Raw genomic sequence first — 23,172 nt, 5'->3', positions numbered from 1 at the left:
CGCGCCGGAACCGAAACACTGTACGCACACCATGGGAGAAGCGATCCATCTGGTCATCGTGGGTCCCCGCCCCTCTCCCGGGGCGGGGTGCGGACGTGTCCGACGTTACCGTGCGGCCGCGAGCCGCTCCGTACGCTGCCGCATGAGGTCGGCGAGCGACTCGGCCAGGGCGACGGGGTCGATCGGGTGGCTCACGACCCGGTCCGCGCCCGACCAGGTGGCCAGCCAGCCGTCGTCGCGCCGGCCGATGAGCAGGAGCACCGGCGGGCACTGGTAGATCTCGTCCTTGACCTGCCGGCACAGGCCCATGCCGCCGGCCGGGACGGCCTCGCCGTCCAGGATGGCGATGTCGACGCCGCCCTCCTCCAGCCGCCGGACGGTCGCCGGCGCGGTGGCGCACTCGACGAACTCCACCTTGGGGACGTCGGCGGCCGGCCGCCGGCCGATGGAGAGCCGCACGTTCTCGCGCACGGCCGCGTTGTCGCTGTAGATGAGGACGCGCATCGTGGTGGTGTGCCCGCCGTGTCCGGTACCGCTGTCCGCCATGCTGAACCGCCCTTGGGATCGTCCCCGCGCACGGGGAGTCGGTTTACTACCCGGTCGCGATCGTTTCCACACCGGCCGCAGCAGGCCGGATCGCCCACACTCCGAGCCTATTGCCCTGAGAGCTTCGACACGACAGGATGCCAGCAGCGCCCCCGGATAGGAAGCATTCCGGGCCCTGCGGCCCGGCCGGCCCGACACGGCCCGGCCACGGTCGACACCACAAACCCATAACGCGCCCGGCCCGGACACGGCGGTGGCCGGCCCGGAACCCGGGCTCCGCCCCGAGCGCACCGGGCGCCCCCGGCGGCGGTACCGGCAGGTCACGGGGACGTCACGGCGGATCCGGCGAGATCACCCGCCCGGTCGCCCCGAGGGCGGGCCCCGGCGACGCGTTACGGGGGGTCGTGCAACGACCCTCGTCAGATGCCGCAATAATGCTCCCGTGGCGACAGCAACCGCGAACCAAGAAACAGGACCGACACCAGTGCATGGTGCGGCGAAGCGACCTGACCTGGTGAGCGTTGGCACCATCGTCTGGTTGGCCAACGAGCTCATGTTCTTTGCGGCGCTGTTCGCGATGTACTACACCATCCGATCGGTGACCAAGGGCGATCCCTCCCTAGGCGAGTGGCCCTCCGTGCACCTGAACGTGCCGTGGGCGCTCGGTATCACCGTGATTCTCGTGGCCTCCAGCTTCACCGCCCAGGCCGGCGTCATCGCGGCCGAACGCGGTGACGTGCGGAAGCTCCGTAAGTGGTTCTTCATCTCGTTCTTCATGGGCCTGATCTTCGTTCTGGGGCAGGCCTATGAGTACTACGAGCTCATCGTGCACGAGGGACTGACGCTCCAGTCCGACGCGTACGGCTCGATGTTCTACCTCACCACGGGGTTCCACGGCCTCCACGTGATCGGTGGTCTGATCGCGTTCCTGATCATGCTGGGACGCACGTACGCCGCGAAGCGCTTCACTCACCAGCAGGCAACCAGCGCCATCGTTGTGTCCTACTACTGGCACTTCGTTGACGTCGTCTGGATCGCTTTGTTCGCAACCATCTACTTCCTTCAGTAACCCGAACGGGGAAACCGTGAAATGGATTACCGCGCGGCGACGGCATCCCCTGGCGGGGTATGTCGTCGTCATACTCGCGCTGGCGTTCGTCGGGGTGGGGTACGCCTTCGTGGCGCCCAGTGCCGACCGGGCGCAGGCGCAGACCGTCGCGGCCGACGCTCCTGACGTCGACCTGCGCGAGGGCAGGCAGATCTTCACCGAGAGCTGCGCCAGCTGCCACGGCCCGCAGGGCGCCGGGACGGAGACCGGCCCGGACCTGACCAACGTCGGCGCCGCGTCGGTGGACTTCCAGGTGAGCACCGGCCGCATGCCGTCCATGAACCCCGACGCGCAGATGCCCCGGCGCCCGACCCCCTTCACCCAGGAGGAGATCGACAACCTGGCGGCCTACGTCGCGACGTTCGGCGAGGGCCCGGCCGTGCCGACCAACGTGCCCGCGACCGCACCGCAGCGCTCGGACTTCGAGAGCGAGGAGGAGTACGAGGCCGCCAGGGAGACCTACGACGCGGCCTACGAGGAGTACATCGCCGGCGGCGACACCGAGGCCGGCATGAAGCTCTACCTGGCCAACTGCGCACACTGCCACAGCTGGTCCGGCGCCGGCGGCGCGCTCACGGACGGGCGCTGGGCCCCCGAGCTGCACGAGGCGAGCCCGCGTCAGCTCTACGAGGCCATGCTCACCGGCCCCGGAGCCATGCCGCTGTTCAACGACACCACCCTCACCCCCGACGAGAAGCAGGACCTGATCGGCTACGTGAAGGACCTGCAGGCCGAGCCGAACGCCGGCGGCGTCTTCGCCCTCGACCGGATCGGGCAGGTCGCCGAGGGCTTCGTCGGCTGGACCGTCGGCATCACCCTGATCGTGGCGTGCGCGATCTGGATCACCGCGAAGCAGCGAGCCCATGACTGATAACAACAACCTCAACGGCGCCGGGGCCGGTGCGGAAGGCCGCGACCGCGTCATCGGCACCCCCACCGCCGACGGCGACACGCTCGTGTCGGGCACCGAGGAGTCGGCGGCGTCCTCCCAGCAGCGGCACATCGGGCCGTATCCCGCCGTGGAGACGCACCCCCGGACCGAGGAGCAGCAGCGCAAGGGCGAGAGGTCCGCCGCGCTGTGGTTCCTCGTCGCGTTCGTCTCGGGCGTCGGCTTCCTGGTGAGCTACTTCCTGTTCCCGCCGGCGGCCGACGGCGCGCCGTCGATCGCCCACCCGGCCACGGCGCAGCTCGCCAACATGGCCATGGGCGGCACGCTCGCCCTGTCGCTGTTCGCCATCGGCGCGGGCATGACCGTGTGGGCCCGCCAGGTGATGCCGCACTACGAGGTCTCCACGCCGTACGACGAGCTCCCCTCCTCCCCCAAGGAGAAGTCGTCGTTCAGCGACTTCTTCATGCGGGGTGCGCACGAGAGCGGCTTCACCAAGCGCCCGCTGATGCGGCGGACGCTGATCGCCGCGATGCTGCCGCTGGGCCTCGCCCCCGTCGTGCTGCTGCGCGACACCGGGCCGCTGCCCGGCGACCGCCTGAAGCACACCATGTGGGAGTCGGGCATGCGCATGGTGGTCGAGGGCACCGACCGCGAGATCCGCGCGACCGACCTCGACCGGGTCGGCGGCATGATCAGCGCGCTGCCCAAGGCCCCGCACGAGGGCGAGCACGGCCACGGGCTCACCCTCAACGAGCAGGCCAAGGCCGTCATCCTGCTCATCAAGATGGACGAGTTCGGCCCGGACATGACGGAGCAGCAGCGTTCCTGGACCGCCGACGGGATCGTCGCGTACTCCAAGATCTGCACGCACGTCGGGTGCCCGGCGGCGCTGTACGAGCGGACGACGCACCGGATCCTGTGCCCGTGCCACCAGTCGACCTTCGACGCCGCCAACGGCGCCAAGGTCGTCTTCGGCCCGGCCCACCGGCCCCTGCCGCAGCTGCCGCTGCGGGTCGACGACGAGGGCTACCTCGTCGCGGCCGGCGACTTCTCCAGCGCGGTCGGTCCGACGTTCTGGGACGCGGAGAAGGGTGACTAGCAGATGAGTGACACGCCGGCACCCAAGTCGCTGCGCGCGGTCGGGAACTTCATCGACGACCGCTTCCACCTGGCCAAGACGGGCGAGAAGAACCTGCGCAAGGTCTTCCCGAACCACTGGTCGTTCATGCTGGGCGAGATCGCCCTCTACTCGTTCATCATCCTGCTGCTCACCGGGGTGTTCCTCACCCTGTGGTTCAAGCCGAGCATGACCGAGATCGTCTACGACGGCTCCTACGAGCGGCTGAACGGCGTGCTGATGAGCGAGGCCTACGCCTCGACGCTGCACATCACGTTCGACGTCCGCGGCGGTCTGCTCATGCGGCAGATCCACCACTGGGCGGCGCTGATCTTCGTCGCGTCCATGACGATCCACATGCTCCGGGTGTTCTTCACCGGCGCGTTCCGCAAGCCGCGGGAGATCAACTGGACGATCGGCGCGATCATCCTGCTCCTGTCCTTCGTCGAGGGCCTCTTCGGCTACTCGCTGCCGGACGACCTGCCCTCGGGCATGGGCGTGCGGATCCTCCAGGGCGTGATCCTGTCGATCCCGGTGATCGGCACCTACGTGATGATGTTCCTGTTCGGCGGGGAGTTCCCCGGCGAGGACATCATCCCCCGGCTGTACATGCTGCACATCCTGCTGATCCCGGGCATCCTGCTGGCGCTCATCGTGGCGCACTTCATGATCCTGTGGCACCAGAAGCACACGCAGTACCCGGGGACCGGACGCACGGAGAAGAAGGTCGTCGGAACACCGATGTACCCGGCGTTCGCCGTCAAGGCGGGCGGGTTCTTCTTCTTCACGTTCGCGGTCATCGTGGGCCTCAGCGCGTTCGTGCAGATCAACCCGATCCACCTGTTCGGCCCGTTCACTCCGACGTCCATCACCTCGGGTCTGCAGCCCGACTGGTACATGGGCTTCATGGAGGGGGCGCTGCGCATCTTCCCAAACTGGTTCGACTTCAACATCGCGGGGTACGCGGTTCCCGTCGCGGTGCTGGTGCCGGGCCTGGGGAGCCTCGGCCTGCTCGCCGTCGCGCTGATCGCGTGGCCGTGGATCGAGCAGTGGATCACCCGCGACCGGGAGCACCACAACGTCGCGGACCGCCCGCGCAACGCCCCGACCCGCACGGCGCTCGGCGTCGCCGCGTCCGTGGTGTACGGCCTGCTCTGGCTGGCCGGGTCGAACGACATCATCTCGGAGACGTTCTCGATCAACCTGTACCTGACCACCTGGATCTTCCGGGTCGGTGTCATCGTCGGGCCGGTCGTCGCCTTCATCGTCACCAAGCGGATCTGCCTGGGTCTGCAGCGCCGGGACCGCGAGACGCTGGAGCACGGCTACGAGAGCGGCACCATCGAGCAGCTGCCGAGCGGTGAGTTCATCGAGGTGCACAAGACGTCGTCGCCGGAGACCGTGCACGTGCTGCGGAGCAAGCGCCCGGTGCCGCGGATCGACGTCGAGGCCACCGACGAGGAGGGCGTGGAGTCGCCCGAGGCCCGCAGCGTCATGGGCCGCCTCCGCAACCGGCTGGCGCACTGGTACACGAAGGACAACATCTCCTTCGAGGGCGTCGAGCCGCACAGCGGCCACCACCTCCACCACGGCCACGCCACGGCCGGGGCGGAGCAGGAGCCAGCGAACACCCACTGACGGCCCGCAGCGTCGCGCTGAGCGCCGCCCAGGACCGTCTCCGAAGGCCCGGACCCCGCAAGGGGGCCGGGCCTTCGTGCTGCGATCGGCGGTCCGCGGGCACCGGGAGGGCCTGGTGGCGGGCGCACCACCGCGGCACCGTCAGGCCCGCCCGCGCGGCGGCCGGGACGGGGCAGCACCACGGGGCCCGGGCGGGCGGCAGGGCCGGACGCGGGGCCGGCTCCGCGCGGCAGGCGGCGGCCGAGAGGCGGATCCGCCGGTCCGCCCGCCCCGCCGCGGAGGCCCCGCGGACGCCCGGGCCGGTGCCGGCGAGGCGCACGGGCGCGGAAGCGGCCTCCGGGGCCGGGAGGACGCCCTCTCCCGGACCTGGAGGCCGCTCGGGGGCCCGCGCCCGGGCCCGGAGCCCCAGCGGCCGGAGACGGACGTGGGCCGCGTCCTCACCTGGCGGGATACTGCCGCGGTCCGCGTCCGGGACGCTTCCCGGTCCCTGTGATGGCGCACGGCCCCCGGAGCGGGCTCCGGGGGCCGTGGGATCGTGCGGTGGACCGAGGGGAAGGGGTCCTAGTTCGCGGAGACCGGGGACGCCTGCGCGTCGGCGGGGATGCCGAACGGCGAGCCGGGGGTACCGGGCTCGTCGGTGGCGTCGGCCTCACCGGTGGCGCTGTTCTCCAGCCACTCGTCCCAGGAGCGCTGCCAGTAGCCCCACCCGTTGTCGACCTCCAACTCGCGGTCGGTGCCGGTCACGATGTAGGGGTCGCCCATGAGGGAGTTCTCGTAGAACCAGCGGGCGTCCTCGGTGCTGGCGTTGGTGCAGCCGTGGCTCAGGTTGGCCTGGCCGAGCGAGCCGTTCCAGGGCGCCGCGTGCAGGAACTCGCCGCTGTTGGAGAACCGGACCGCGTAGTTGACGTCCAGCTTGTAGTAGTCGGGGTGGCCCTCGGGGATACCGACCGTGGCCGAGTCCATGACCAGGTGCTGGTACTTCTCCATGGTCAGATGCACGCCGGTGGTGGTGGTGTAGGCACGGGTGGAGCCGTTGCCGTTGCTGATCGGGAACTCACGGACGGTCTCGCCGCCGCTCTCGACCACGGCCTGGTGGGTGTCGTTGTCCACCGTGGTGATCTGCTCGCGGCCGACCGTGAAGTCGATCTGGTAGTTCTCGACCCCGTACACGCCCTCACTGGCTTGGACGCCGGCGAGGTGCAGGTTCACCGTGACGTTCTGGTCCGGCTCCCAGTAGTCCTCGGTGCGGAACACCGCCATCTGGTCGCCGAACCAGTTCCACGCGCCGACCGCCGGCTTCTCCGAGACGACCTCCATGGCCGCCTCGACCTGGGCCTTGTTCTGCACCGGCAGGTCGAAGTTGACGATGATGGGCATACCGACGCCGACCGTGTCGTCGCTCATCGGGAAGTTCGACACGAGCTCCAGCCGCTGGCCCTCGGACGCGGGCAGGGCGGTGAAGGCGCTGACGACCTCGGCGGTCTCGCCGTCGGCCCCCTCCGCCGTGGCGGTCACCGTGACCTCGCTGCCGGGCGTGAGCGTCCAGTCGCTCACCCACTCGGTCTTGTCCTCGTTCAGGGTGCCGGTCAGGACGGCGAGCTCGGCGGCCCCGCCCTCCTCCGCGGAGGCGTCGGCGGCCTGCCCCTCTGGCGGGGCCTGCTCCACCTTGACGTCGGTGATGGTGCCGTTCGCCGCGGTCACCGTGATGGGGGAGTCGGGACGCACCTCGGTCGCGCCGTCCTCGGGGGTGATCCGGAGCTCGACCGGGTCGCCGTCCCCCTCGGCGCCCGCGGTGTCCGCCCCGGTGCCGGAGCACGCCGTGGCGAGAAGGAGGCCCGCCCCGACCAGTCCGACGCCCACACGACGCAGTGTCGGTGGGAATGCGCTGCCCTTCACGCGTGCGACCTCCAGCATCAGCTCGACCGGTGTCATTCGGTCCCCGTTGGACGTGCGGTCGAGCAAACAGGTTCCAAGAAAAACCGACAAGAACCACAAGCCCTAGCAGGGGCGACCAAGGGGACGACCCGTATCAGAGGGCCTGGACCGCCCAAATGAGAATACCCCGGCAAGGCGCCGATCTCCGAGGAAATCAGTACCCAACCGGGGTTACAGATCAGACAATCTGCCCCCCAAAGGGGCAGATCACCTCACTAGTGCTGGAACTCCTTGCGGTAGTACTCGAACACCCAGCCGATGGCGGTCAGGATGATGGCGAAACCACCGACGAAGACCATCCACCAGCCGATCGCCACGCCCACGGCGGTGAACGCCACCGCCGCCGCGACGAACAGCGGCCACCAGCTGTGCGGGCTGAAGAACCCGTACTCGCCGGCGTTCTCCGCGATCTCGCCCTCGGGACGCTCCTCGGGGGCCAGGCCGTGGTGCCGCTCGCTGCGCCGGGCGGCCTGCCACAGCCAGAAGCCGACCATCCACCCGAAGCCGACGGAGACGACCAGCGCGACGGTGCCGGTCCACTCGATGTGGCCCTCGACCGCCCACGCCCAGTAGGCGTAGAGGGCCGCGACGACCCCGAAGAACGTCGAGACGCCCATGAACAGGTACGCCTGCATCTTCATGTCGTTACTCCTCCTCTCCTACTTCTCGCCGGCGGCCGCGGCCGGGACCGCGCCGGGCGCGGCGGCGTGCGGGTGGTGCAGGTCGAACGCGGGGCGCTCGGACCGGATGCGGGGCAGCGAGGTGAAGTTGTGCCGCGGCGGCGGGCACGAGGTCGCCCACTCAAGCGAGCAACCGTAGCCCCACGGGTCGTCCACCTCCACCTTGGGCGCGTTCTTGTGGGTGATCCACACGTTCCAGAAGAACACCAGCGTGGAGGCGCCCAGCACGAACGACGCGTAGGAGGAGAACTGGTTCATGGCGGTGAAGCCGTCACCCGGCAGGTAGTCGGCGTAGCGCCGCGGGAAGCCCGCCGCGCCCAGCCAGTGCTGCACGAGGAACGTGCCGTGGAAGCCGAGGAACAGCAGCCAGAAGTGGATCTTGGCGAGCTTCTCGTTCAGCATCTTGCCGGTGAACTTCGGCCACCAGTAGTAGAAGCCGGCGAACATCGCGAACACCACGGTGCCGAAGACGACGTAGTGGAAGTGCGCCACCACGAAGTAGGTGTCGGTGACGTGGAAGTCGATCGGCGGGGACGCCAGCAGCACGCCGGTGAGACCGCCGAACAGGAACGTCACCATGAAGCCGACGGTGAACAGCAGCGGGGACTTGAAGTCCAGCTGCCCGCGCCACATCGTGCCGATCCAGTTGAAGAACTTCACGCCGGTGGGCACCGCGATGAGGAACGTCATGAACGAGAAGAACGGCAGCAGCACCGCGCCGGTCGGGAACATGTGGTGCGCCCACACGGTCACCGAGAGGCCGGCGATGGCGATGGTCGCGCCGACGAGGCTCTTGTAGCCGAAGATCGGCTTGCGGCTGAACACCGGCAGGATCTCCGTCGCGATGCCGAAGAACGGCAGCGCGATGATGTACACCTCGGGGTGGCCGAAGAACCAGAACAGGTGCTGCCACAGGATGGCGCCGCCGTGCTCCGGGAGGAACACCTGCGTCCCCACGATGCGGTCGGCGGCCAGCGCGATCAGCGCGGCGGTCAGCACCGGGAACGCGATGAGCACCAGCACGCTGGTCAGCATCGTGTTCCAGGAGAAGATCGACATGCGGAACATCGTCATGCCGGGCGCGCGCATGCACAGGCCGGTCGTGATGAAGTTGACCGCGCCGAGGATGGTGCCCAGGCCGCTGACGACCAGGCCGAGGATCCACAGGTCCCCGCCGAGGCCCGGCGAGCGGACGGCGTCGGACAACGGCGTGTAGGCGAACCACCCGAAGCTGGCCGCGCCACCCGGGGTGAGGAACCCGCCCACGGCGATGAGGCTGCCGAACAGGTACAGGTAGTACCCGAACAGGTTCATCCGCGGGAACGCCACGTCGGGCGCCCCGATGTGCAGCGGCATGATGATGTTGGAGAACCCGACGAACAGCGGGGTCGCGAACATCAGCAGCATGATCGTGCCGTGCATGGTGAACAGCTGGTTGAACTGCTCGTTCGTCATCAGGTCCATGCCGGGGTGCAGCAGCTCGGCACGGATCAGCAGCGCGAGGATGCCGCCGAAGATGAAGAAGCCGAACGAGGTGATCAGGTACATGTACCCGATGACCTTGTGGTCGGTCGACGTCATCCAGTTGACGATGATCGACCCCTTGCGGGTCGGCCGGGAGTCGGCCGGACTCACCGGTTTCTCGGTGACCGCCGTCATGAGTGGTCCGCCTCCTCTTCGGCCCGCTCCGCCGCGTCGGGCTGCCGGGCCTCCTGCTGCTCCGACCCCGCCTCGGTGTCGGGCGCGTCGGTGTCGTCGCCGGTCTGCTCGCCGGTGGCAGCGTCCGCGGCGGTGTCCGCCTGGCCTTCCTCACCCGCCGCCGGGGACGGCGAGACGGCCGGCTGCTCGGCCGGCACGGGCTCCGGAAGGGCCTCGGGGTTCTGCTTCTGGTGCTCCAGCCACGCCTGGTACTCCTCGGGGCTGACCACCTTCACGGTGAAAAGCATGCGGGAGTGGTCGACGCCGCACAGCTCGGCGCACCGGCCGGCGAAGGTGCCCTCGACGTCGGGGTTGACCCGGACCTGGAACTCGTTGGGGTGCCCCGGGATGACGTCCATCTTGAAGAGGAACGCCGGGATCCAGAACGAGTGGATGACGTCGGGCGACTCCAGGTCGAAGTGGACGACGCTGTCGTTGGGGATGACCAGCTGCGGGTCCTCGCCCGGGATACCGGCGACGGACACGTCGTGGCCGTTGACGTCCTCCTCACCCTCGTAAACGAACTGCCAGCTCCACTGGAAGGCGTTCACGTGGATGTTGACGTCGGCCGGCTCGTCGGTTTCGAGCAGGTAGGTCTGGTCACGGGCGGTGAAGTAGAAGAGCACCGCGATGACGACGATGGGCAGCACGGTGTACAGCGCCTCGATGGGCAGGTTGTAGCGCACCTGCGGCGGGAGCTGCTCCGAGCGCTTGCGGTGGAAGATGACCGACCAGATGATCAGTCCCCACACGAGAATGCCGACCGCGAAGGCCGCCACCCACGAACCCTGCCAGAGCGCCAGGACGCGCTCGGCCTGCTCGGTGATCGGCTCCGGCACACCCAAACGAGTGAACTCGTTCGACGCGCAGCCGGTCGCGGCAATGCCCAACGCGGCGAGCGCGGCGCCACGTGGTGCCCATCGGCGCAGCGCGGCGCGCCGATTCCTATGGCGGGTCGGACTCACGGATTGCCTTCCCAGCGGTGATCGCCCGCGCGGCACGCGGGCGGGTTGTATATCCAAAGCTTGTCAACGGGAAACACTAGCGCGAACCGCCCGCGATCCCGATCGCGGGCGCCCGGGGCGAGCGTGTTGTCCCGGTGGCCGGCCGGCGGAGCAGCGGACCGCGGCGCGATGGTCCTGCGGACCGTCGCGCCTGCCGGTGGCATCACGCGTCCCGCACCTTCGAGCCTCGGCGGGGTGCCGCGGGGCGGGGGCCGTCCCGGTCGCACGTCCGCGGCGTCACGGTGTCGCGTTGTGTCGCCCAGCCCGCCGCCGACTCGCCTCGGCGTCCACCTCGCTCGGCCTCGGGTCACCGGTACGGGCTACAGCGAGATTATCGCTGGTTTTACGGCACCCTTAACCGGGTGCCGCTTAGCCGCCCACGTGGGTAAAGATTGGGATACGAGCCCAGTGCAGTAAGGAGTCCCGGTGGCGGAGCAGCCAGTGCTGACCATCGACGCGATCGGCCGCAAGTGCCCGATCCCGATCATCATGCTCGCCGGACGGCTCCGCGAGGTGCCGATCGGCTCGGTGATCGCGGTCACCGCCGACGATCCGGCGGCCAGGAGCGACATCCCCTCGTGGTGCCGCCTGAAGATGCAGCAGTTCGTCGCCGAGGTCCCGCTGCAGCGTGGCAGCGCGTTCCACATCCGGCGGATGTACTGACGCCCGGACCGCCGCGCCACCGGGGACGGGCCTGACAGCCCGGTGGCGCGGCGGCGCGGTTCCGGTACCGGACAGCGAAGGGCCGCGCGACCGGTGGGGTCGCACGGCCCTCGGTGATCCGCGTCAGCGCGCGTAGTACTCGACGACGAGCTGCTCGTCGAAGGGCACCGGCACCTGCTCGCGCTTGGGCCGGTCCACGACCGCGATGCGGAGCTCCTTGTGGCTCACCGCGAGGAAGCCGGCGATCTTGTCGTCGGCGTGCACGCCCTCGGCGGCCTCCACGAACGGCACCATGTTCCGCGACTTCTCGCGGACACCGATGATCTGGCCCGGCTTGACCAGGTACGACGGGATGTCGACCTTCTTGCCGTCCACGGTGATGTGGCCGTGGCTGATGAACTGCCGCGCGGCGTAGATCGACGCGGCGAAGCCGGCGCGGAGCACGACCGTCACCAGGCGCAGCTCCAGCTCGGCGATCATCTCCTCACCCGTACGCCCCGGCCGCTTCTTGGCGGTCTCGTAGACGCGGGCGAGCTGCTTCTCCGACAGGTCGTAGTACCAGCGGAGCTTCTGCTTCTCGGCCTGCCGCACGGCGTAGTCGCTCGTGGAGCGGCGCACACGGCGACCGTGCTCACCCGGGGGGTAGGGCCGCTTCTCGAAGTAGCTGACCGCCTTACGGGTCAGCGGGGTACCCGCGCGCCGGGACAACCGCACCTTGGGTCCGGTGTAGCGCATTCACGTCCTCCGTCGTTCAGTCACTTGCAAAAGCGGGAATCCTAGGTAAGGCTTGCCTAAGTCTAGGAGGTGTCATGCGACAGCCCGGCCCGTCCGAGCTCGAACGGGTGCGTTCCCTCGCCGCCACGGCGACCCCCACCACGGCGGCGTTGGCAGACAATCCCAGCGCGCGTTTCAGCGTGCGTGGGGCGGTCGATCACGTCGGTCGCGCGGTACTGCTGCTCCGCTCCAGAGATCCGCTGCACTCGGCACTTCGGAACTCCGGGCACGGCCGGTCCGACCTGGCGGTCGGGGTCGGTCTGTCCGCGCTGCGACATGTGGGTCGGACACCTACTGTACGCGCTCGCCTGTGGTGCGAGGGCTGGGTGTCGACCGTCCCCGCAGGCGAGCGCCGCGAAGCCGCCCTCGCCGTCTGGGAACGGGTCCCGGACGAGGAGCTGCTCGCCGCAGTGGACCATCCTCCCACAGCCGGGGGGTGGGACGCGCCACTGCTGGCCAGGGTGGAACCCGCGACGGTGCTGTACGAGACCTACGACAGCGCCGGTGTCATCGACGGCGGCGACTTCCGGGCCGCCGAGCCCGACCCGCTCACCGGCGCCGCCGAACGCATCATCGGCCACGTCAACGACTGCCACCGCGACGAGCTGGGCGCCGCGCTGGGCCAGGTCCCCGCCGCTCCCGAGGGCGCCGCCTGGCTGTGGGAGCTCGACCGCCACGGGCTGACCCTGTGGGTCGCCCCCTACGACCGGGGGCGCCCGGTGCTCGTCCGGCTGCCGTGGAGCGACCCGGCGCGCTCCGCGTGCGACCTGGAGCGGGGGCTGCACGAACTCCTCGCGCACCGGAACGCGCCGCGCTGAGCGGCGGCGCGCCGCCGACCCCGGGGGCCGGCGGCGCGCCCGGCGGTCACACGTGCGCGGCCACCTCGCCGGCGGCCTCGGCGCCGTAGGAGATCTCGATCCGCTCCAGCAGCGTGGCGCGGGTGAGGTGGTACTCCTGCGGGCCGTCCACCTCCAGGGAGTGCGCGGCCACGGAGTTGCCGAGCTGCGCGCAGCGCTCCAGCGTCAGGTTCCAGGACAGCCCGGCCAGGAAGCCGGCCCGGAACGCGTCACCCACGCCGGTGGGGTCGACGATCTTCGTCTTCACGGCGGCGGCCGGCACGTGCAGCGGCGGCTCGCCCGCGCGTTCGATGCGCACGCCCTTGCCGCCGAGCGTGGTGATCCGGACCCCGACCCGCTCCAGGACCTCCGCCTCGCTCCACTTGGTCTTGCGCTCCGCGAGTGCCTTCTCGTACTCGTTGGTGAACAGGTAGGCGGCGCCCTCGATCAGCCGGCGGACCTCCCGGCCGCCCATCCGGGCGAGCTGCTGGGACGGGTCCGCGGCGAACGGGATGCCGCGGTCCCGGCACTCGTCGCTGTGCCGCAGCATTCCCTCGGGGTCGTCGGCGCCGATCAGGACGAGGTCGAAGCCGCCGGTCCGCTCGGCGAGCGGCCACAGCTCGATGTTGCGCGCCTCGGCCATGGCACCGGCGTAGAAGGAGGCGATCTGGTTGTGGTCGCGGTCGGTGGTGCAGACGAACCGCGCGGTGTGCCGGATCTCGGAGACGTGCACCCCCGAGGTGTCCACGCCGTGCCGCTCCAGCCAGGAGCGGTACTCGTCGAAGTCGGCGCCGACCGCGCCCACCAGCACCGGGTGCAGGCCGAGCCGGCCGAGGGCGAAGGAGATGTTGGCGGCGACGCCGCCGCGCCGCACCTCCAACTCGTCCACGAGGAAGGAGAGTGAGACCTGCTCCAGCTGGTCGGCGATGAGCTGCTCGGCGAACCGGCCCTCGAAGGTCATCAGGTGATCTGTGGCGATGGATCCGGTAACCGCGATGCGCACGGCGGAGGGCTCCTTGGTCTCGGGAGAAGCGGAACAGGCTGCCAAGCCTACCGAGCGTGCCCTCGGGCGCCAGAAGCGGACGCACCGCCGCGCGGGAGGAGCCGCGACGCCGCAGGCCCGCGCGGCCGTGCCGGCGGGCCTGTCGGGCGGTGCGCCTTCGGCCGGCCCCCGCTGCCGGGGCCGGGCGGCGCCGTCGTGCCGCCGCGCGTCAGTTGAAGGAGTCGCCGCAGGCGCAGGAGCCGGTCGCGTTCGGGTTGTCGATGGTGAAGCCCTGCTTCTCGATGGTGTCCACGAAGTCGATCGTGGCCCCGATCAGGTAGGGGGCGCTCATCCGGTCGGTGACGACCTCGACGCCGCCGAACTCCGACACCTGGTCGCCGTCGAGCTCGCGCTCGTCGAAGAACAGCTGGTAGCGCAGCCCGGAGCAGCCGCCGGGCTGGACCGCGACGCGCAGCCGCAGGTCGGTCCGGCCCTCCTGCTCCAGCAGGGCCTTGACCTTGCCCGCGGCCTCGTCGGTCAGGATGATCCCCTGCGCGATGGCCTCGCTCTGAACCGTCATGTGCAAGCTCCTCGTAAACGGGGTGGCGGCCGCCAGGGCGACCCGCTGACACCTACGTGTCCTCCAACGAGTGGGCAACGTCGGAGGATGCTCGTGCATTCCTGTTGTGCCGCTGGGCCGCGGCCGGTGGCCGGCCGCGGCGGACGCCGATGGTGCTGTCCTCCAGGTTAGGTTCTCCGCGGCATCGCCGCCACGTCCCGCCGGTGTGCCGTTCAGCGCCCCCAGCGGCGGGCGACGTCGGCGGCGAGCGCGCGCAGCTCCTCGGAGGGGCGGGCGAGCGCCGCCTCCACCGAGCCGGCGGAGTCGACGAGCGCGTAGCTCTCGGTCACCCCGGCCGCCGCCGCCTCGCGGCGGTCCACCGCGACCCGGCCGGCCAGTACCAGGCAGGGGACGCCGTGCTCGGCCGCGGCGCGCGCGACGCCGTGCGGGAGCTTGCCGCGCAGCGACTGGGAGTCGAAGGAGCCCTCCCCGGTGATCACCAGGTCGGCGGCGGCCGCCTGGCTGTCGAGGTCCACCGCGGCCAGTACCCGCGCCACGCCCGACTCGACCGTGCCGCCGAGCAGCAGCAGCCCGTACCCCAGGCCGCCGGCCGCTCCCGCTCCGGGAGCGTCCCGCAGCGAACCGGGGTCGGTGGCGTCGGCGAACGCGGCCAGCGCGGCGTCGAGCCGGCGGACCTGCTCGGGGCCGGCGCCCTTCTGCGGTCCGAACACGGCGCTGGCGCCGTGCTCGCCGAGCAGCGGGTTGTCCACGTCGGTGGCGGCGACCAGCCGGACTCCGGCGACGGCCCGCCGGGCCGGCTCAAGGTCCACCGGGCCGGACAGCGCGGCCAGGGGCGCCCCGCCGCCCGCGAGGCCGGCGTGCGGCGTCCCGCCGAGCGCGGCGAGCATGCCGGCACCGCCGTCGTTGGTGACGCTGCCGCCCAGGCCGATGACCACGGTGCGGGCGCCGTCGGCGACGGCGGCGGCGATGAGCTCGCCGACCCCGCGGCTGGTGGTCCGGCCGGGGTCGCGCTCGGCCGCCGGAACAAGGTGCAGGCCGCACGCCTGCGCGCTCTCCAGGTAGGCGGTCTCGCCGTCGAGCAGGTACTCCGCCGTGACGGGTGCGCCGAGCGGGCCGGTGACCCGGCGGGTCACGAGCGAGCCGCCGAGCGCGGCGTGCAGGACCTCCACGAACCCGGGTCCGCCGTCGGAGAGGGGCACGAGTTCCGTCTGGACCTCCGGGTCGGCCGAGCGCCAGCCGTCGGCAACCGCGCGGGCGGCCTCGATCGCGGTCAGGGTCCCGGCGAACTTGTCAGGGGCGATAACGATGCGCACGCCACAAGTGTGCACCGCGGCACATCCGGCGCCGCGGCCGGCTCCCCGACCAGCGGCTCCGCCGGGCGGGGGCACCGGCCGGCTCACCCGGTGAGGCCGGGCGCGCCGTAGACGGGGAACCACCGGGACTTGTCCGCCTCGACCTGCAGGTCGTCGCCGACCGCGGCCGCGACCTGCAGCTCCAGAGCGGTGTCGCGGCGCTGGCCGGCGAGCGGCGCGAAGGGGTAGAACGTGCCCCGCTTGTACAGGTAGACGAGCGCGACCGGCCGGCCCCGGCCGTCGGCGAAGGCCACGAGCGAGCACAGCAGGGAGGGGCCGTAGCCGGCCGACTCCAGCGACGAGTTCACGGCGTGCAGGTCGGTGACCAGGTCACCGACCCCGGACGGGCTCGCGGGATCGGTGCGCACCACCAGCCAGGTGTAGCCGTACTCGTCGGTGAGCGGCTGCACCGCGGGCCCCGCGTCGGCGTTCAGCAGCTCGGTGACGTCCTGCTGGAGGGTGGCGAACGCCTGCCCCTCGACGGCGCGGAACGCCACGGATCCGGTTCCGGTGGGCCGCAGGCCGGCGGTGGCCTGGAGGGTCACGGCCGCCGAGGGCAGGCCGAACAGCCGGTCCAGGTCGGGTTTCACCGGCTTGGAGCGCCCCAGCAGGGCCCGCAGGAAGCTCATCGTGGTCCGTCCTCTCGTGACTGGGCAGGCGGGGGTCGCGGCGGGCGGGCCGGCGCGGCGGGTCAGCCCTGGCCGAGCTGCCGGGAGATGTCGGCGAGCTGGGCCAGCCGCTGCTCGACCGGCGGGTGGGTGGCGAAGAGCTGGCTCAGGCTGAAGCCGCTCCGCGAGAACGCCGGGGTGAAGAAGAAGGCGTTGAACGGCTCGGCCTGGCGCAGGTCCCGCGACGGGATGCGCCCCATGTCGCCGGTGATCTTGGTGAGCGCGCTGCCCAGCGCCGACGGGCGGCCGGTCAGGTAGGCCGCGGCCCGGTCGGCCGACAGCTCGCGGTAGCGCGACAGCATGCGGGTCAGCAGGAAGCTGAGCGCCCACACGACGGCGCTGATCGCGACGACCGCCAGGGCCACCAGGGCGGGGCTCGGCCCGTTGTTGTTGTTCCGGCTGCCCCCGCCCCCGCTGAAGGCCATGAACCGCAGCCCCATCTGGGTGAGGAAGCCGGCCACGACGCCGAGGAACCCGGCGATGGTCATCACCATCACGTCGCGGTGCGCGACGTGGGACAGCTCGTGGGCCAGGACCGCCTCCAGCTCCACCCGGTCCAGCCGGCGGAGGATACCGGTGGTCGCGCACACGACCGCGTTCTTCTCGTTGCGGCCGGTGGCGAACGCGTTGGGCACGTCGGTGTCGGCCACCGCGACCCGCGGTTTGGGCATGTCGGCCATGGCGCACAGCCGGTCGACGACCGCGTGCAGCTCCGGTGCCTCCTCCGGGCCCACCTCGCGGGCGCCCATGGAGTAGAGCGCGATCCGGTCGGACGCGAAGTACTGCACGAGGGCGACGCCGCCCACCACGAGGAGGACCAGCGCCCAGTGCACGCCGACGAGGATCAGCGCGATGACGAACGCGACGTACACGATGCCCAGCAGGGACATCGTGAGGACCATGCGGGTGGTGAGTCCGCGGTCCGGGGTGAATCTGGATCCTGCCACGGCGGGCGCCTTTCGCGGGTGTCCTGGTCGGTGCCGGTCCTCGGCCGGCGGCCCTGGGCTCGGGGCCGCCCGATCCGTCGCCGACTACTCCTCTTCGCGCTCTTCGTCCTCTTTAGCGCTCCCTGTCGTGATTCTAGGTGCGCCGGGTGTGATTTGGGTTAGAGGCCGCCGCGCGCCGGTGCGCCCGGTCGCGCCGGCGCACCGCCCCGCAACGCACACAGCCGCCGCGCGGAGGACGCGCGGCGGCTGTCGTGTAGGCCACCCGGGGAGTCGCCGGTGCGCCGCTCCTGATGAGGGGAGGAGCCCACCTGGCGGAATCAGCTGACGTCGGGGATGAGTCCCTCGTCGCCGAGCATGGCGCGGACCTCCTCCATGCTGGCGTCCGCGTGCGGGAGGATGAACTGCGAGGGCTCCAGCGAGTCGGGCGGCAGGGGCTTGCCGTCCTTGCGCACCTTCTCCAGCAGGTCGTTCAGGGCCTGCCGGAACCGCTCCTCGTCGCCGGCCGCGATGGCGCCCTCAAGGGCCTCGTCGAACCCGTTGAGCAGGTCCAGGTCCGCGTCCGTGAGGTCGAGCTGGCCCTCGCCCATGATGCGGACGATCACGCGCCCTCCCCCTGCCGGTAGGGCTGCACCTGGTTGCCGGAGCTCGACGTACCGGTGCTGCCGCCCTCGATCTGCGGGGCGGCCGAGCCGCTGCCCTGGCCGAGCTCATTCTTCAGGCGCTCCAGCTCCAGCTCGACGCCGTTGGTGCTGGCCATGCGGTCCAGCTCGGCCTGGATGTCGTCCTTCTGCACGCCCGAGACGTCGTCCAGGGCGCCGGAGGCCAGCAGCTCGTCCACCGCGCCGGCGCGCGCCTGCATCTCGGCGGTCTTGTCCTCGGCCCGCTGTATGGCCAGACCGACGTCGCCCATCTCCTCGGAGATGCCGGAGAACGCCTCGCTGATCTGGGTCTGGGCCTGCGCGGCGGTGTAGGTGGCCTTGATGGTCTCCTTGCGGGTGCGGAAGGAGTCGACCTTGGCCTGGAGGCGCTGCGCGGCCAGCGTCAGCTTCTGCTCCTCGCCCTGCAGCTGCTCGTGCTGCTGGCGCAGCCCGTCGATCTGCGACTGCAGGCCGGAGCGGCGGGTCAGGGCCTCGCGGGCGAGGTCCTCACGCCCCTGGCCGAGGGCGGCGCGGCTCTGGTTCTCCAGTTTGCTGGACTGCTGCTCCAGCTGCTGGATCTGCAGCTCCACCCGCTTGCGGGAGGTGGCGACGTCGGCCACGCCGCGCCGGACCTTCTGCAGCAGTTCCAGCTGCTTCTGGTACGAGTAGTCGAGGGTCTCCCGGGGATCCTCGACGGAGTCCAAGGCTTTGTTCGCCTTGGACTTGAAAATCATGGAAAGTCGCTGAAACACGCTCATCGGCGTGGCCGTCCCCTTCTCGGTCCGTATCGGCTGTTCCCAGCGGGCGCTTTATCCAACCCTACGCGCTACTGCGACAGGTCGCCATGAAGCTTGAACCGGCTACCCTGAAGGAGTGTTCCGACGTCGCTCCGCTTCCGCATCCGAAGAGCCGGCCATGACCGGCCCTGCCAGTCCTGACGCCGCTGACGCCGCCCAGCGCAAGGGCCTGACCCCCAAGAAGGGCACGCCCACCCCCAAGCGCAGGGAGGCGGAGAAGAACCTGCGCAGGCCGCTCAACGCGCCGCAGACCCGCAAGGAAGCCTACAAGCAGTACCGCGAACGGCAGCGCCGGCAGGCCGAGCGCGAACGCGAGGGCTACGCCCGGGGCGACGAGCGCTACTTCCGCCCGCAGGACCAGGGCCCCGTGCGCGCGTTCGCCCGCGACTACGTCGACTCCCGGCGCAGCGTCAGCGAGTTCTTCCTGTACTTCTCGCTGGCCATCATCGTGCTGCTCTTCCTGCCGTTCCCCGAGTTCCAGCTCGGCGTGACCTACGTCGTGTGGCCGCTGATGATGGCCTCCATCGTCATCGAGGGGCTGTTCACCGGGTCCCGGGTGAAGAAGATGGCCAGGGAGCACTTCCCGGAGGAGTCGGTGCGCGGCGCCGGCATGTACGCGGCCATGCGCCAGTTGCAGATCCGCCGGCTGCGGCTGCCCAAGCCGCGCCTCAAGCCCGGCGACGACCCCACGCCCGGCCGCCGCTGAGCCGGCGCCCGAGCGGGCGCCGGCGGCCCGGCGACGGGTGGTGCGGTCGAAAGCAGCCCCCGTAATCTGCGGGACATGGAATTCCGTCATCTTGGCCGCAGCGGACTCGTCGTGAGCGAGATCTCCTACGGCAACTGGATCACACACGGCTCCCAGGTCGAGGAGGAGGCCGCGGTCGCCTGCGTGCGCGCCGCGCTGGACGAGGGCATCACGACCTTCGACACCGCGGACGTCTACGCGCAGGGCCGGGCCGAGGAGGTGCTGGGCCGCGCGCTCAGGGGCGAGCGGCGCGACGGCCTGGAGATCTTCTCCAAGGTGTACTGGCCGGTGGGCCCGGGCCGGAACGACCGCGGCCTGTCGCGCAAGCACATCATCCGCGGCGTGGAGGAGTCGCTGCGGCGGCTCGGCACCGACTACCTGGACCTCTACCAGGCGCACCGGTTCGACTACGCGACCCCGCTGGAGGAGACCCTCCGCGCCTTCGACGACCTGGTGCGGCAGGGCAAGGTCCTCTATGTCGGCGTCTCGGAGTGGCGGGCGGAGGAGATCGAGCAGGCGGTGCGGATCGCCGACGAGCTCGGGCTAGACCGCATCGTGTCGAGCCAGCCGCAGTACAACATGCTGTGGCGGGTCATCGAGCCCGAGGTCGTCCCCGCCTCGGAGCGCGCGGGAATCGGGCAGATCGTGTGGTCGCCGATCGCCCAGGGGCTGCTTACCGGCAAGTACCTCCCCGGGCAGGCCCCGCCGGCCGGATCGCGCGCCACCGACCAGAGCGGCCGGGACACCATCAGCCGGTTCCTGGAGGACGAGGAGACGGTGCGCCGCGTGCAAGACCTGCGGCCGCTGGCCAAGGAGGCCGGGCTGACCATGGCCCAGCTGGCGGTGGCGTGGGTACTGCAGAACGAGAACGTGTCCTCGGCCATCATCGGCGCCTCGCGGCCGGAGCAGGTGCGGGACAACGCCAAGGCGGCGGGGGTCAAGCTCGACGCGGACCTGCTGCGCCGGATCGACGAGGTCCTCGGCGACAGCGTCCGGCGCGACCCGGCGCTCACGGCGAGCCCCGCACGGCGTCCGTGACCCCGGAACCGACCGCGTGAGGGCGGTGGGGCCGCCCCGGCGGGCGGCCCCACCGCCGTCACCGGCCCGCCCCGGCCCGGAGGGCGCGGTGCGTGCGGGGCTACTCGGCCGAGTTGAGGCCCATCGTGTACACGACCGTGTCGTTCTCCAGCAGCGTCACCTGCTGCGCGCCGCCGGCCCGCAGCTCCTTCCAGAACTCGCCGAGCCAGCTCTCCGCGTCGCCACGCGAGGAGAACAGCTCCGCCGGCAGCGCCTCGTCCCGCAGTACGGTCCCCTCGGCGCTCTCGTACCGCCAACTCCACGCCATGGATCACCCTCCGTCACAGCCTGCTCGAACGACACGAGCCTAACCGCAGGTTGCCCGCTCCGAGTTGGTACCTTGCGGGCGTGCACATCCGACTCTCGGGAACGGCCGGTCCGGCCGGCTGGCCCGCTCCGCACTGCCACTGCGCGTCGTGCAACCGGGCGACGCAGGCCCGCCGGCTCCCCGTCCGGGTGACCGTGGACCAGGCGTTCGCCCTGCCCGCGCCCGGGGTCGCGCCGACCCGCGTCCCGCCGGGCTACACCGCCACCGAGACCCCGTACGGACTGCGGGTGGACGGGCCGGACGGCGGCCGGCTGCTGTACGCGGCGCCCTCGGCCGCCGAGCCGCGGCCCGACGAGGCCGCCCCCGCGGCAGCGGAGGGCGGGTCCCGCTCCGCCGTCCCGCCGCAGCAGGTGGACGTCGCGCTCGTCGACGTCGTGGAGTCGCCGATGACCATCGGCGCGCTCCGCCGCGCGGGCGTGGTGGGCAACACGACCGCCGTGGTGGCGCTCGGCGGCGACCACCGCGTGCACTCGCCGGCCGAGTTCGCCCGGCGGGCCCGGCTGTGGGGAGCGCTCGCCCCCTCCGACGGCCAGGAACTGCGCTGCCCGCCCTCGGCCTGGCCGCCGCCGCGGATCCGCGGCCCGTACCGGGTGCTGCTCACCGGTGGCGCGCGGTCGGGAAAGTCGGCCGAGGCCGAGCGCCGGATGCTCGGCGAACCGGAGGTCACCTACCTGGCCACCGGTCCGCGGCCCGGCGACGACGCGGACTGGGCGAAGCGGGTGGCGGCCCACCAGGAGCGCCGCCCCTGGTGGTGGCGGACCGTGGAGACCGGGGATGCCGCCGGCGTGCTGGCGGAGGCCGCGGGGGCGGTGCTGCTGGACTGCGTCGGCACCTGGCTGGCCGCGACCATGGAGGAGTGCGGGCTGTGGCGGGAGGTCCCGCCAGCCGACGCCGAGGAGGCGGTCTGGAACCGGGTCGCCGAACTCGTGTCGGCCTGGCGCGGCTGCTCCGCCTACGTCGTGGCGGTGACCAACGAGGTGGGCTCCGGCGTGGTGCCCGCGACGGCCAGCGGTCGGCTGTTCCGCGACTGGCTGGGCCGGCTGAACCAGCTGCTCGCCGCGGAGTCCGAGGAGGTCGCCCTGGTGACGGCCGGCCGCGTCCTGCAGCTTCCGTGACCGCCGTCCTGGCCGCCGCCCTGGCCGGCCTGCGCCTCTCGGTGGGCACGCTGACCGTGTTCCCGGTGCACGTGACCCGGGTGGACCGGACGGCCGCCGGATGGGCCATGGCGCTGGCCCCGCTGGTGGGCCTGCCGCTCGCACTGGCCGGCGGGCTCGCCCTCGCCTCGGCGGTGTGGGCCGGGCTGCCCGTCCACCTGGCCGCGGTACTCGCGGTGGCCGCGCTGGCGCTGCTGACCCGGGGACTGCACCTGGACGGCCTGGCCGACCTCGCCGACGGCCTGGGTAGCGCGCGCCCCGCGGAGGGCGCCCTGGAGGTGATGCGCCGCTCCGACATCGGGCCCTTCGGCGTGATCACCCTGGTCCTGACCCTGCTGGCGCAGGTCCTCGCCCTCGCCCACCTGGCAGCGGAGGGACCGGCCACCGCCGTGGCCGCCCTGGCCACCGCGGCACTGACCGGCCGGCTGGCCATCACGTGGTCGTGCACCCCGGCGATCCCCCCGGCCCGCCCCGAGGGCCTGGGCGCCCTGGTCGCGGGCACGGTCCCCCGGAGCGCCGCACTCGCCGCCACCCTCGCCGTCCTGCCCCTGGGTCTGGCGAGCCCGGGCCTCCTCGCGGCACTGGCGGCCGGCCTGGCGGTCGCCGCCCTGGTACTCCGCCACGCGGTGCGCCGCCTCGGCGGCATCACCGGCGACGTCCTGGGCGCCCTGTCGGAGACCGCGACGACGGTCACCCTGGTGACGGCGACGGCGACCATGCAGTGGGGCGGCATCCCCGCGTAGACGGGGAGCGGCCGTTGCCGGCCGCTCCGCCTCGGACGCCTTCAGGGTCACCCCCGCGTGCGCGGGGAGCAGCTGCGCGTCCGGCGGGCTCTGGCCAACGTCGCGGGGTCATCCCCGCGTGCGCGGGGAGCAGTCTCGTTGACCTGGGACGCTACCAAGCCCGAGCGCCGTTTCGCACCACTTCTGCCGATTTACCCATAGCGCCCATGAGGGCGAGTACTGAGCGACTCACCCTCCTCCCACGCAGCGCGCGTTGGACCGCCGCGAACGCTC

24 protein-coding genes are annotated in these 23,172 nt (G+C 71.5%); 10 read left to right on the top strand and 14 right to left on the bottom strand.

From position 1 onward, the window contains the following. Positions 1 to 105: 105 nt before the first annotated feature. Positions 106 to 546 (bottom strand): response regulator, encoded by a 441-nt coding sequence (locus DEF28_RS09015; RefSeq protein WP_114398218.1) that lies wholly within the window; start codon positions 544 to 546, stop codon positions 106 to 108. Positions 547 to 988: 442 nt separating this feature from the next. Between DEF28_RS09015 and ctaE the strand changes: the two genes are divergently transcribed. The 4 genes from ctaE to qcrB are packed head-to-tail and all read left to right on the top strand — an operon-like array spanning position 989 to position 5,298. Further along, positions 989 to 1,615, top strand: coding sequence for an aa3-type cytochrome oxidase subunit III (ctaE, locus tag DEF28_RS09010; RefSeq protein ID WP_181874316.1), 627 nt, complete (start codon positions 989 to 991; stop codon positions 1,613 to 1,615). 16 nt (positions 1,616 to 1,631) lie between these two features. After that, positions 1,632 to 2,525 (top strand): cytochrome bc1 complex diheme cytochrome c subunit, encoded by an 894-nt coding sequence (qcrC, locus tag DEF28_RS09005; protein WP_114398216.1) that lies wholly within the window; start codon positions 1,632 to 1,634, stop codon positions 2,523 to 2,525. Then, positions 2,518 to 3,642, top strand: a complete 1,125-nt coding sequence (gene qcrA, locus DEF28_RS09000; protein ID WP_114398215.1) for a cytochrome bc1 complex Rieske iron-sulfur subunit — start codon at positions 2,518 to 2,520, stop codon at positions 3,640 to 3,642. Before qcrC ends, qcrA begins: the two co-directional genes overlap by 8 nt. 3 nt (positions 3,643 to 3,645) lie before the next feature. Further along, the gene (qcrB, locus tag DEF28_RS08995) at positions 3,646 to 5,298 is read left to right on the top strand and encodes a cytochrome bc1 complex cytochrome b subunit (RefSeq protein ID WP_114398214.1); all 1,653 of its coding nucleotides are present in this window, start codon (positions 3,646 to 3,648) and stop codon (positions 5,296 to 5,298) included. A gap of 561 nt (positions 5,299 to 5,859) precedes the next feature. On the opposite strand, the gene DEF28_RS08990 is transcribed toward qcrB, so the two are convergent. The 4 genes from DEF28_RS08990 to ctaC all read right to left on the bottom strand — a co-directional run bounded on the left by DEF28_RS08990 (position 5,860) and on the right by ctaC (position 10,576). Beyond that, positions 5,860 to 7,230, bottom strand: a complete 1,371-nt coding sequence (locus DEF28_RS08990; protein WP_233515189.1) for a L,D-transpeptidase — start codon at positions 7,228 to 7,230, stop codon at positions 5,860 to 5,862. Between the two features lie 218 nt (positions 7,231 to 7,448). Beyond that, positions 7,449 to 7,874, bottom strand: coding sequence for a cytochrome c oxidase subunit 4 (locus tag DEF28_RS08985; protein WP_114398213.1), 426 nt, complete (start codon positions 7,872 to 7,874; stop codon positions 7,449 to 7,451). Between the two features lie 18 nt (positions 7,875 to 7,892). After that, positions 7,893 to 9,572, bottom strand: coding sequence for an aa3-type cytochrome oxidase subunit I (gene ctaD, locus DEF28_RS08980; protein WP_114398212.1), 1,680 nt, complete (start codon positions 9,570 to 9,572; stop codon positions 7,893 to 7,895). Next, positions 9,569 to 10,576, bottom strand: a complete 1,008-nt coding sequence (gene ctaC / locus DEF28_RS08975; protein WP_181874315.1) for an aa3-type cytochrome oxidase subunit II — start codon at positions 10,574 to 10,576, stop codon at positions 9,569 to 9,571. Before ctaC ends, ctaD begins: the two co-directional genes overlap by 4 nt. A 465-nt stretch (positions 10,577 to 11,041) precedes the next feature. Between ctaC and DEF28_RS08970 the strand changes: the two genes are divergently transcribed. Continuing rightward, positions 11,042 to 11,278, top strand: coding sequence for a sulfurtransferase TusA family protein (locus tag DEF28_RS08970; protein WP_114398210.1), 237 nt, complete (start codon positions 11,042 to 11,044; stop codon positions 11,276 to 11,278). 123 nt (positions 11,279 to 11,401) lie between these two features. Here the strand turns inward: DEF28_RS08970 and rpsD are convergent, their stop codons facing one another. Then, the gene (rpsD, locus tag DEF28_RS08965; protein ID WP_114398209.1) at positions 11,402 to 12,013 is read right to left on the bottom strand and encodes a 30S ribosomal protein S4; all 612 of its coding nucleotides are present in this window, start codon (positions 12,011 to 12,013) and stop codon (positions 11,402 to 11,404) included. Between the two features lie 365 nt (positions 12,014 to 12,378). On the opposite strand from rpsD, the gene DEF28_RS27490 reads away from it, so the two are divergent. Continuing rightward, a complete protein-coding gene (locus DEF28_RS27490; RefSeq protein WP_158562783.1) occupies positions 12,379 to 12,870 on the top strand; it encodes a DUF2470 domain-containing protein in 492 nt (163 codons plus the stop codon). Positions 12,871 to 12,916: 46 nt separating this feature from the next. Here the strand turns inward: DEF28_RS27490 and DEF28_RS08955 are convergent, their stop codons facing one another. From DEF28_RS08955 to DEF28_RS08925, 7 genes are all read right to left on the bottom strand, one after another. After that, positions 12,917 to 13,891: a carbohydrate kinase family protein gene (locus tag DEF28_RS08955; RefSeq protein ID WP_114398207.1), complete on the bottom strand. Its 975-nt coding sequence runs from the start codon at positions 13,889 to 13,891 to the stop codon at positions 12,917 to 12,919. 208 nt (positions 13,892 to 14,099) lie between these two features. Beyond that, complete coding sequence (locus DEF28_RS08950) at positions 14,100 to 14,450, bottom strand: HesB/IscA family protein (RefSeq protein ID WP_114398206.1); 351 nt, start codon at positions 14,448 to 14,450, stop codon at positions 14,100 to 14,102. 212 nt (positions 14,451 to 14,662) lie between these two features. Beyond that, on the bottom strand, positions 14,663 to 15,763 hold the full coding sequence (locus DEF28_RS08945; protein ID WP_114398205.1) for a glycerate kinase family protein: 1,101 nt from the start codon (positions 15,761 to 15,763) through the stop codon (positions 14,663 to 14,665). A gap of 83 nt (positions 15,764 to 15,846) precedes the next feature. Continuing rightward, on the bottom strand, positions 15,847 to 16,431 hold the full coding sequence (pspAB, locus tag DEF28_RS08940; RefSeq protein ID WP_114398204.1) for a PspA-associated protein PspAB: 585 nt from the start codon (positions 16,429 to 16,431) through the stop codon (positions 15,847 to 15,849). 62 nt (positions 16,432 to 16,493) lie between these two features. After that, positions 16,494 to 17,417 (bottom strand): zinc metalloprotease HtpX, encoded by a 924-nt coding sequence (htpX, locus tag DEF28_RS08935; RefSeq protein ID WP_114398976.1) that lies wholly within the window; start codon positions 17,415 to 17,417, stop codon positions 16,494 to 16,496. A 317-nt stretch (positions 17,418 to 17,734) separates the two neighbouring features. Beyond that, positions 17,735 to 18,019, bottom strand: a complete 285-nt coding sequence (pspAA, locus tag DEF28_RS08930) for a PspA-associated protein PspAA (RefSeq protein ID WP_114398975.1) — start codon at positions 18,017 to 18,019, stop codon at positions 17,735 to 17,737. Next, positions 18,016 to 18,813 carry a PspA/IM30 family protein gene (locus DEF28_RS08925; RefSeq protein WP_114398974.1) on the bottom strand — a complete coding sequence of 266 codons (798 nt, stop codon included), beginning with the start codon at positions 18,811 to 18,813 and terminating at the stop codon, positions 18,016 to 18,018. The genes pspAA and DEF28_RS08925 overlap by 4 nt, the downstream gene beginning before the upstream one ends. Positions 18,814 to 18,970: 157 nt before the next feature. Here DEF28_RS08925 and DEF28_RS08920 point away from each other — a divergent pair, with 157 nt between their 5' ends. Both DEF28_RS08920 and DEF28_RS08915 read left to right on the top strand, forming a co-directional pair. Next, on the top strand, positions 18,971 to 19,558 hold the full coding sequence (locus tag DEF28_RS08920) for a DUF3043 domain-containing protein (RefSeq protein WP_114398973.1): 588 nt from the start codon (positions 18,971 to 18,973) through the stop codon (positions 19,556 to 19,558). Between the two features lie 75 nt (positions 19,559 to 19,633). After that, complete coding sequence (locus tag DEF28_RS08915) at positions 19,634 to 20,635, top strand: aldo/keto reductase family protein (protein ID WP_114398972.1); 1,002 nt, start codon at positions 19,634 to 19,636, stop codon at positions 20,633 to 20,635. Positions 20,636 to 20,735: 100 nt separating this feature from the next. Here DEF28_RS08915 and DEF28_RS08910 read toward each other — a convergent pair whose 3' ends face one another. Beyond that, positions 20,736 to 20,942 carry a hypothetical protein gene (locus DEF28_RS08910; RefSeq protein ID WP_114398971.1) on the bottom strand — a complete coding sequence of 69 codons (207 nt, stop codon included), beginning with the start codon at positions 20,940 to 20,942 and terminating at the stop codon, positions 20,736 to 20,738. Positions 20,943 to 21,130: 188 nt separating this feature from the next. On the opposite strand from DEF28_RS08910, the gene DEF28_RS08905 reads away from it, so the two are divergent. Continuing rightward, the gene (locus DEF28_RS08905; protein ID WP_114398979.1) at positions 21,131 to 22,117 is read left to right on the top strand and encodes a bifunctional adenosylcobinamide kinase/adenosylcobinamide-phosphate guanylyltransferase; all 987 of its coding nucleotides are present in this window, start codon (positions 21,131 to 21,133) and stop codon (positions 22,115 to 22,117) included. Then, positions 22,114 to 22,899, top strand: coding sequence for an adenosylcobinamide-GDP ribazoletransferase (locus DEF28_RS08900; RefSeq protein ID WP_114398970.1), 786 nt, complete (start codon positions 22,114 to 22,116; stop codon positions 22,897 to 22,899). The genes DEF28_RS08905 and DEF28_RS08900 overlap by 4 nt, the downstream gene beginning before the upstream one ends. Positions 22,900 to 23,172 lie beyond the last annotated feature (273 nt).

Source organism: Marinitenerispora sediminis (assembly GCF_003336425.1).
Lineage (GTDB): Bacteria > Actinomycetota > Actinomycetes > Streptosporangiales > Streptosporangiaceae > Marinitenerispora > Marinitenerispora sediminis.
Note: the sequence above shows the minus strand (reverse complement) of the source record. Positions and strands in the feature narration are given on the sequence as shown.

Excerpts from the sequence above, each read along its gene's own strand:
- DEF28_RS09015 (WP_114398218.1), bottom strand. The coding sequence starts at position 546 with ATGGCGGACAGCGGTACCGGACACGGCGGGCACACCACCACGATGCGC.
- qcrA (WP_114398215.1), top strand. The coding sequence starts at position 2,518 with ATGACTGATAACAACAACCTCAACGGCGCCGGGGCCGGTGCGGAAGGC.
- qcrB (WP_114398214.1), top strand. The coding sequence starts at position 3,646 with ATGAGTGACACGCCGGCACCCAAGTCGCTGCGCGCGGTCGGGAACTTC.
- DEF28_RS08990 (WP_233515189.1), bottom strand. The coding sequence starts at position 7,230 with ATGACACCGGTCGAGCTGATGCTGGAGGTCGCACGCGTGAAGGGCAGC.
- DEF28_RS08985 (WP_114398213.1), bottom strand. The coding sequence starts at position 7,874 with ATGAAGATGCAGGCGTACCTGTTCATGGGCGTCTCGACGTTCTTCGGG.
- ctaD (WP_114398212.1), bottom strand. The coding sequence starts at position 9,572 with ATGACGGCGGTCACCGAGAAACCGGTGAGTCCGGCCGACTCCCGGCCG.
- rpsD (WP_114398209.1), bottom strand. The coding sequence starts at position 12,013 with ATGCGCTACACCGGACCCAAGGTGCGGTTGTCCCGGCGCGCGGGTACC.
- DEF28_RS08950 (WP_114398206.1), bottom strand. The coding sequence starts at position 14,450 with ATGACGGTTCAGAGCGAGGCCATCGCGCAGGGGATCATCCTGACCGAC.
- pspAB (WP_114398204.1), bottom strand. The coding sequence starts at position 16,431 with ATGAGCTTCCTGCGGGCCCTGCTGGGGCGCTCCAAGCCGGTGAAACCC.
- DEF28_RS08925 (WP_114398974.1), bottom strand. The coding sequence starts at position 18,813 with ATGAGCGTGTTTCAGCGACTTTCCATGATTTTCAAGTCCAAGGCGAAC.
- DEF28_RS08920 (WP_114398973.1), top strand. The coding sequence starts at position 18,971 with ATGACCGGCCCTGCCAGTCCTGACGCCGCTGACGCCGCCCAGCGCAAG.
- DEF28_RS08915 (WP_114398972.1), top strand. The coding sequence starts at position 19,634 with ATGGAATTCCGTCATCTTGGCCGCAGCGGACTCGTCGTGAGCGAGATC.
- DEF28_RS08910 (WP_114398971.1), bottom strand. The coding sequence starts at position 20,942 with ATGGCGTGGAGTTGGCGGTACGAGAGCGCCGAGGGGACCGTACTGCGG.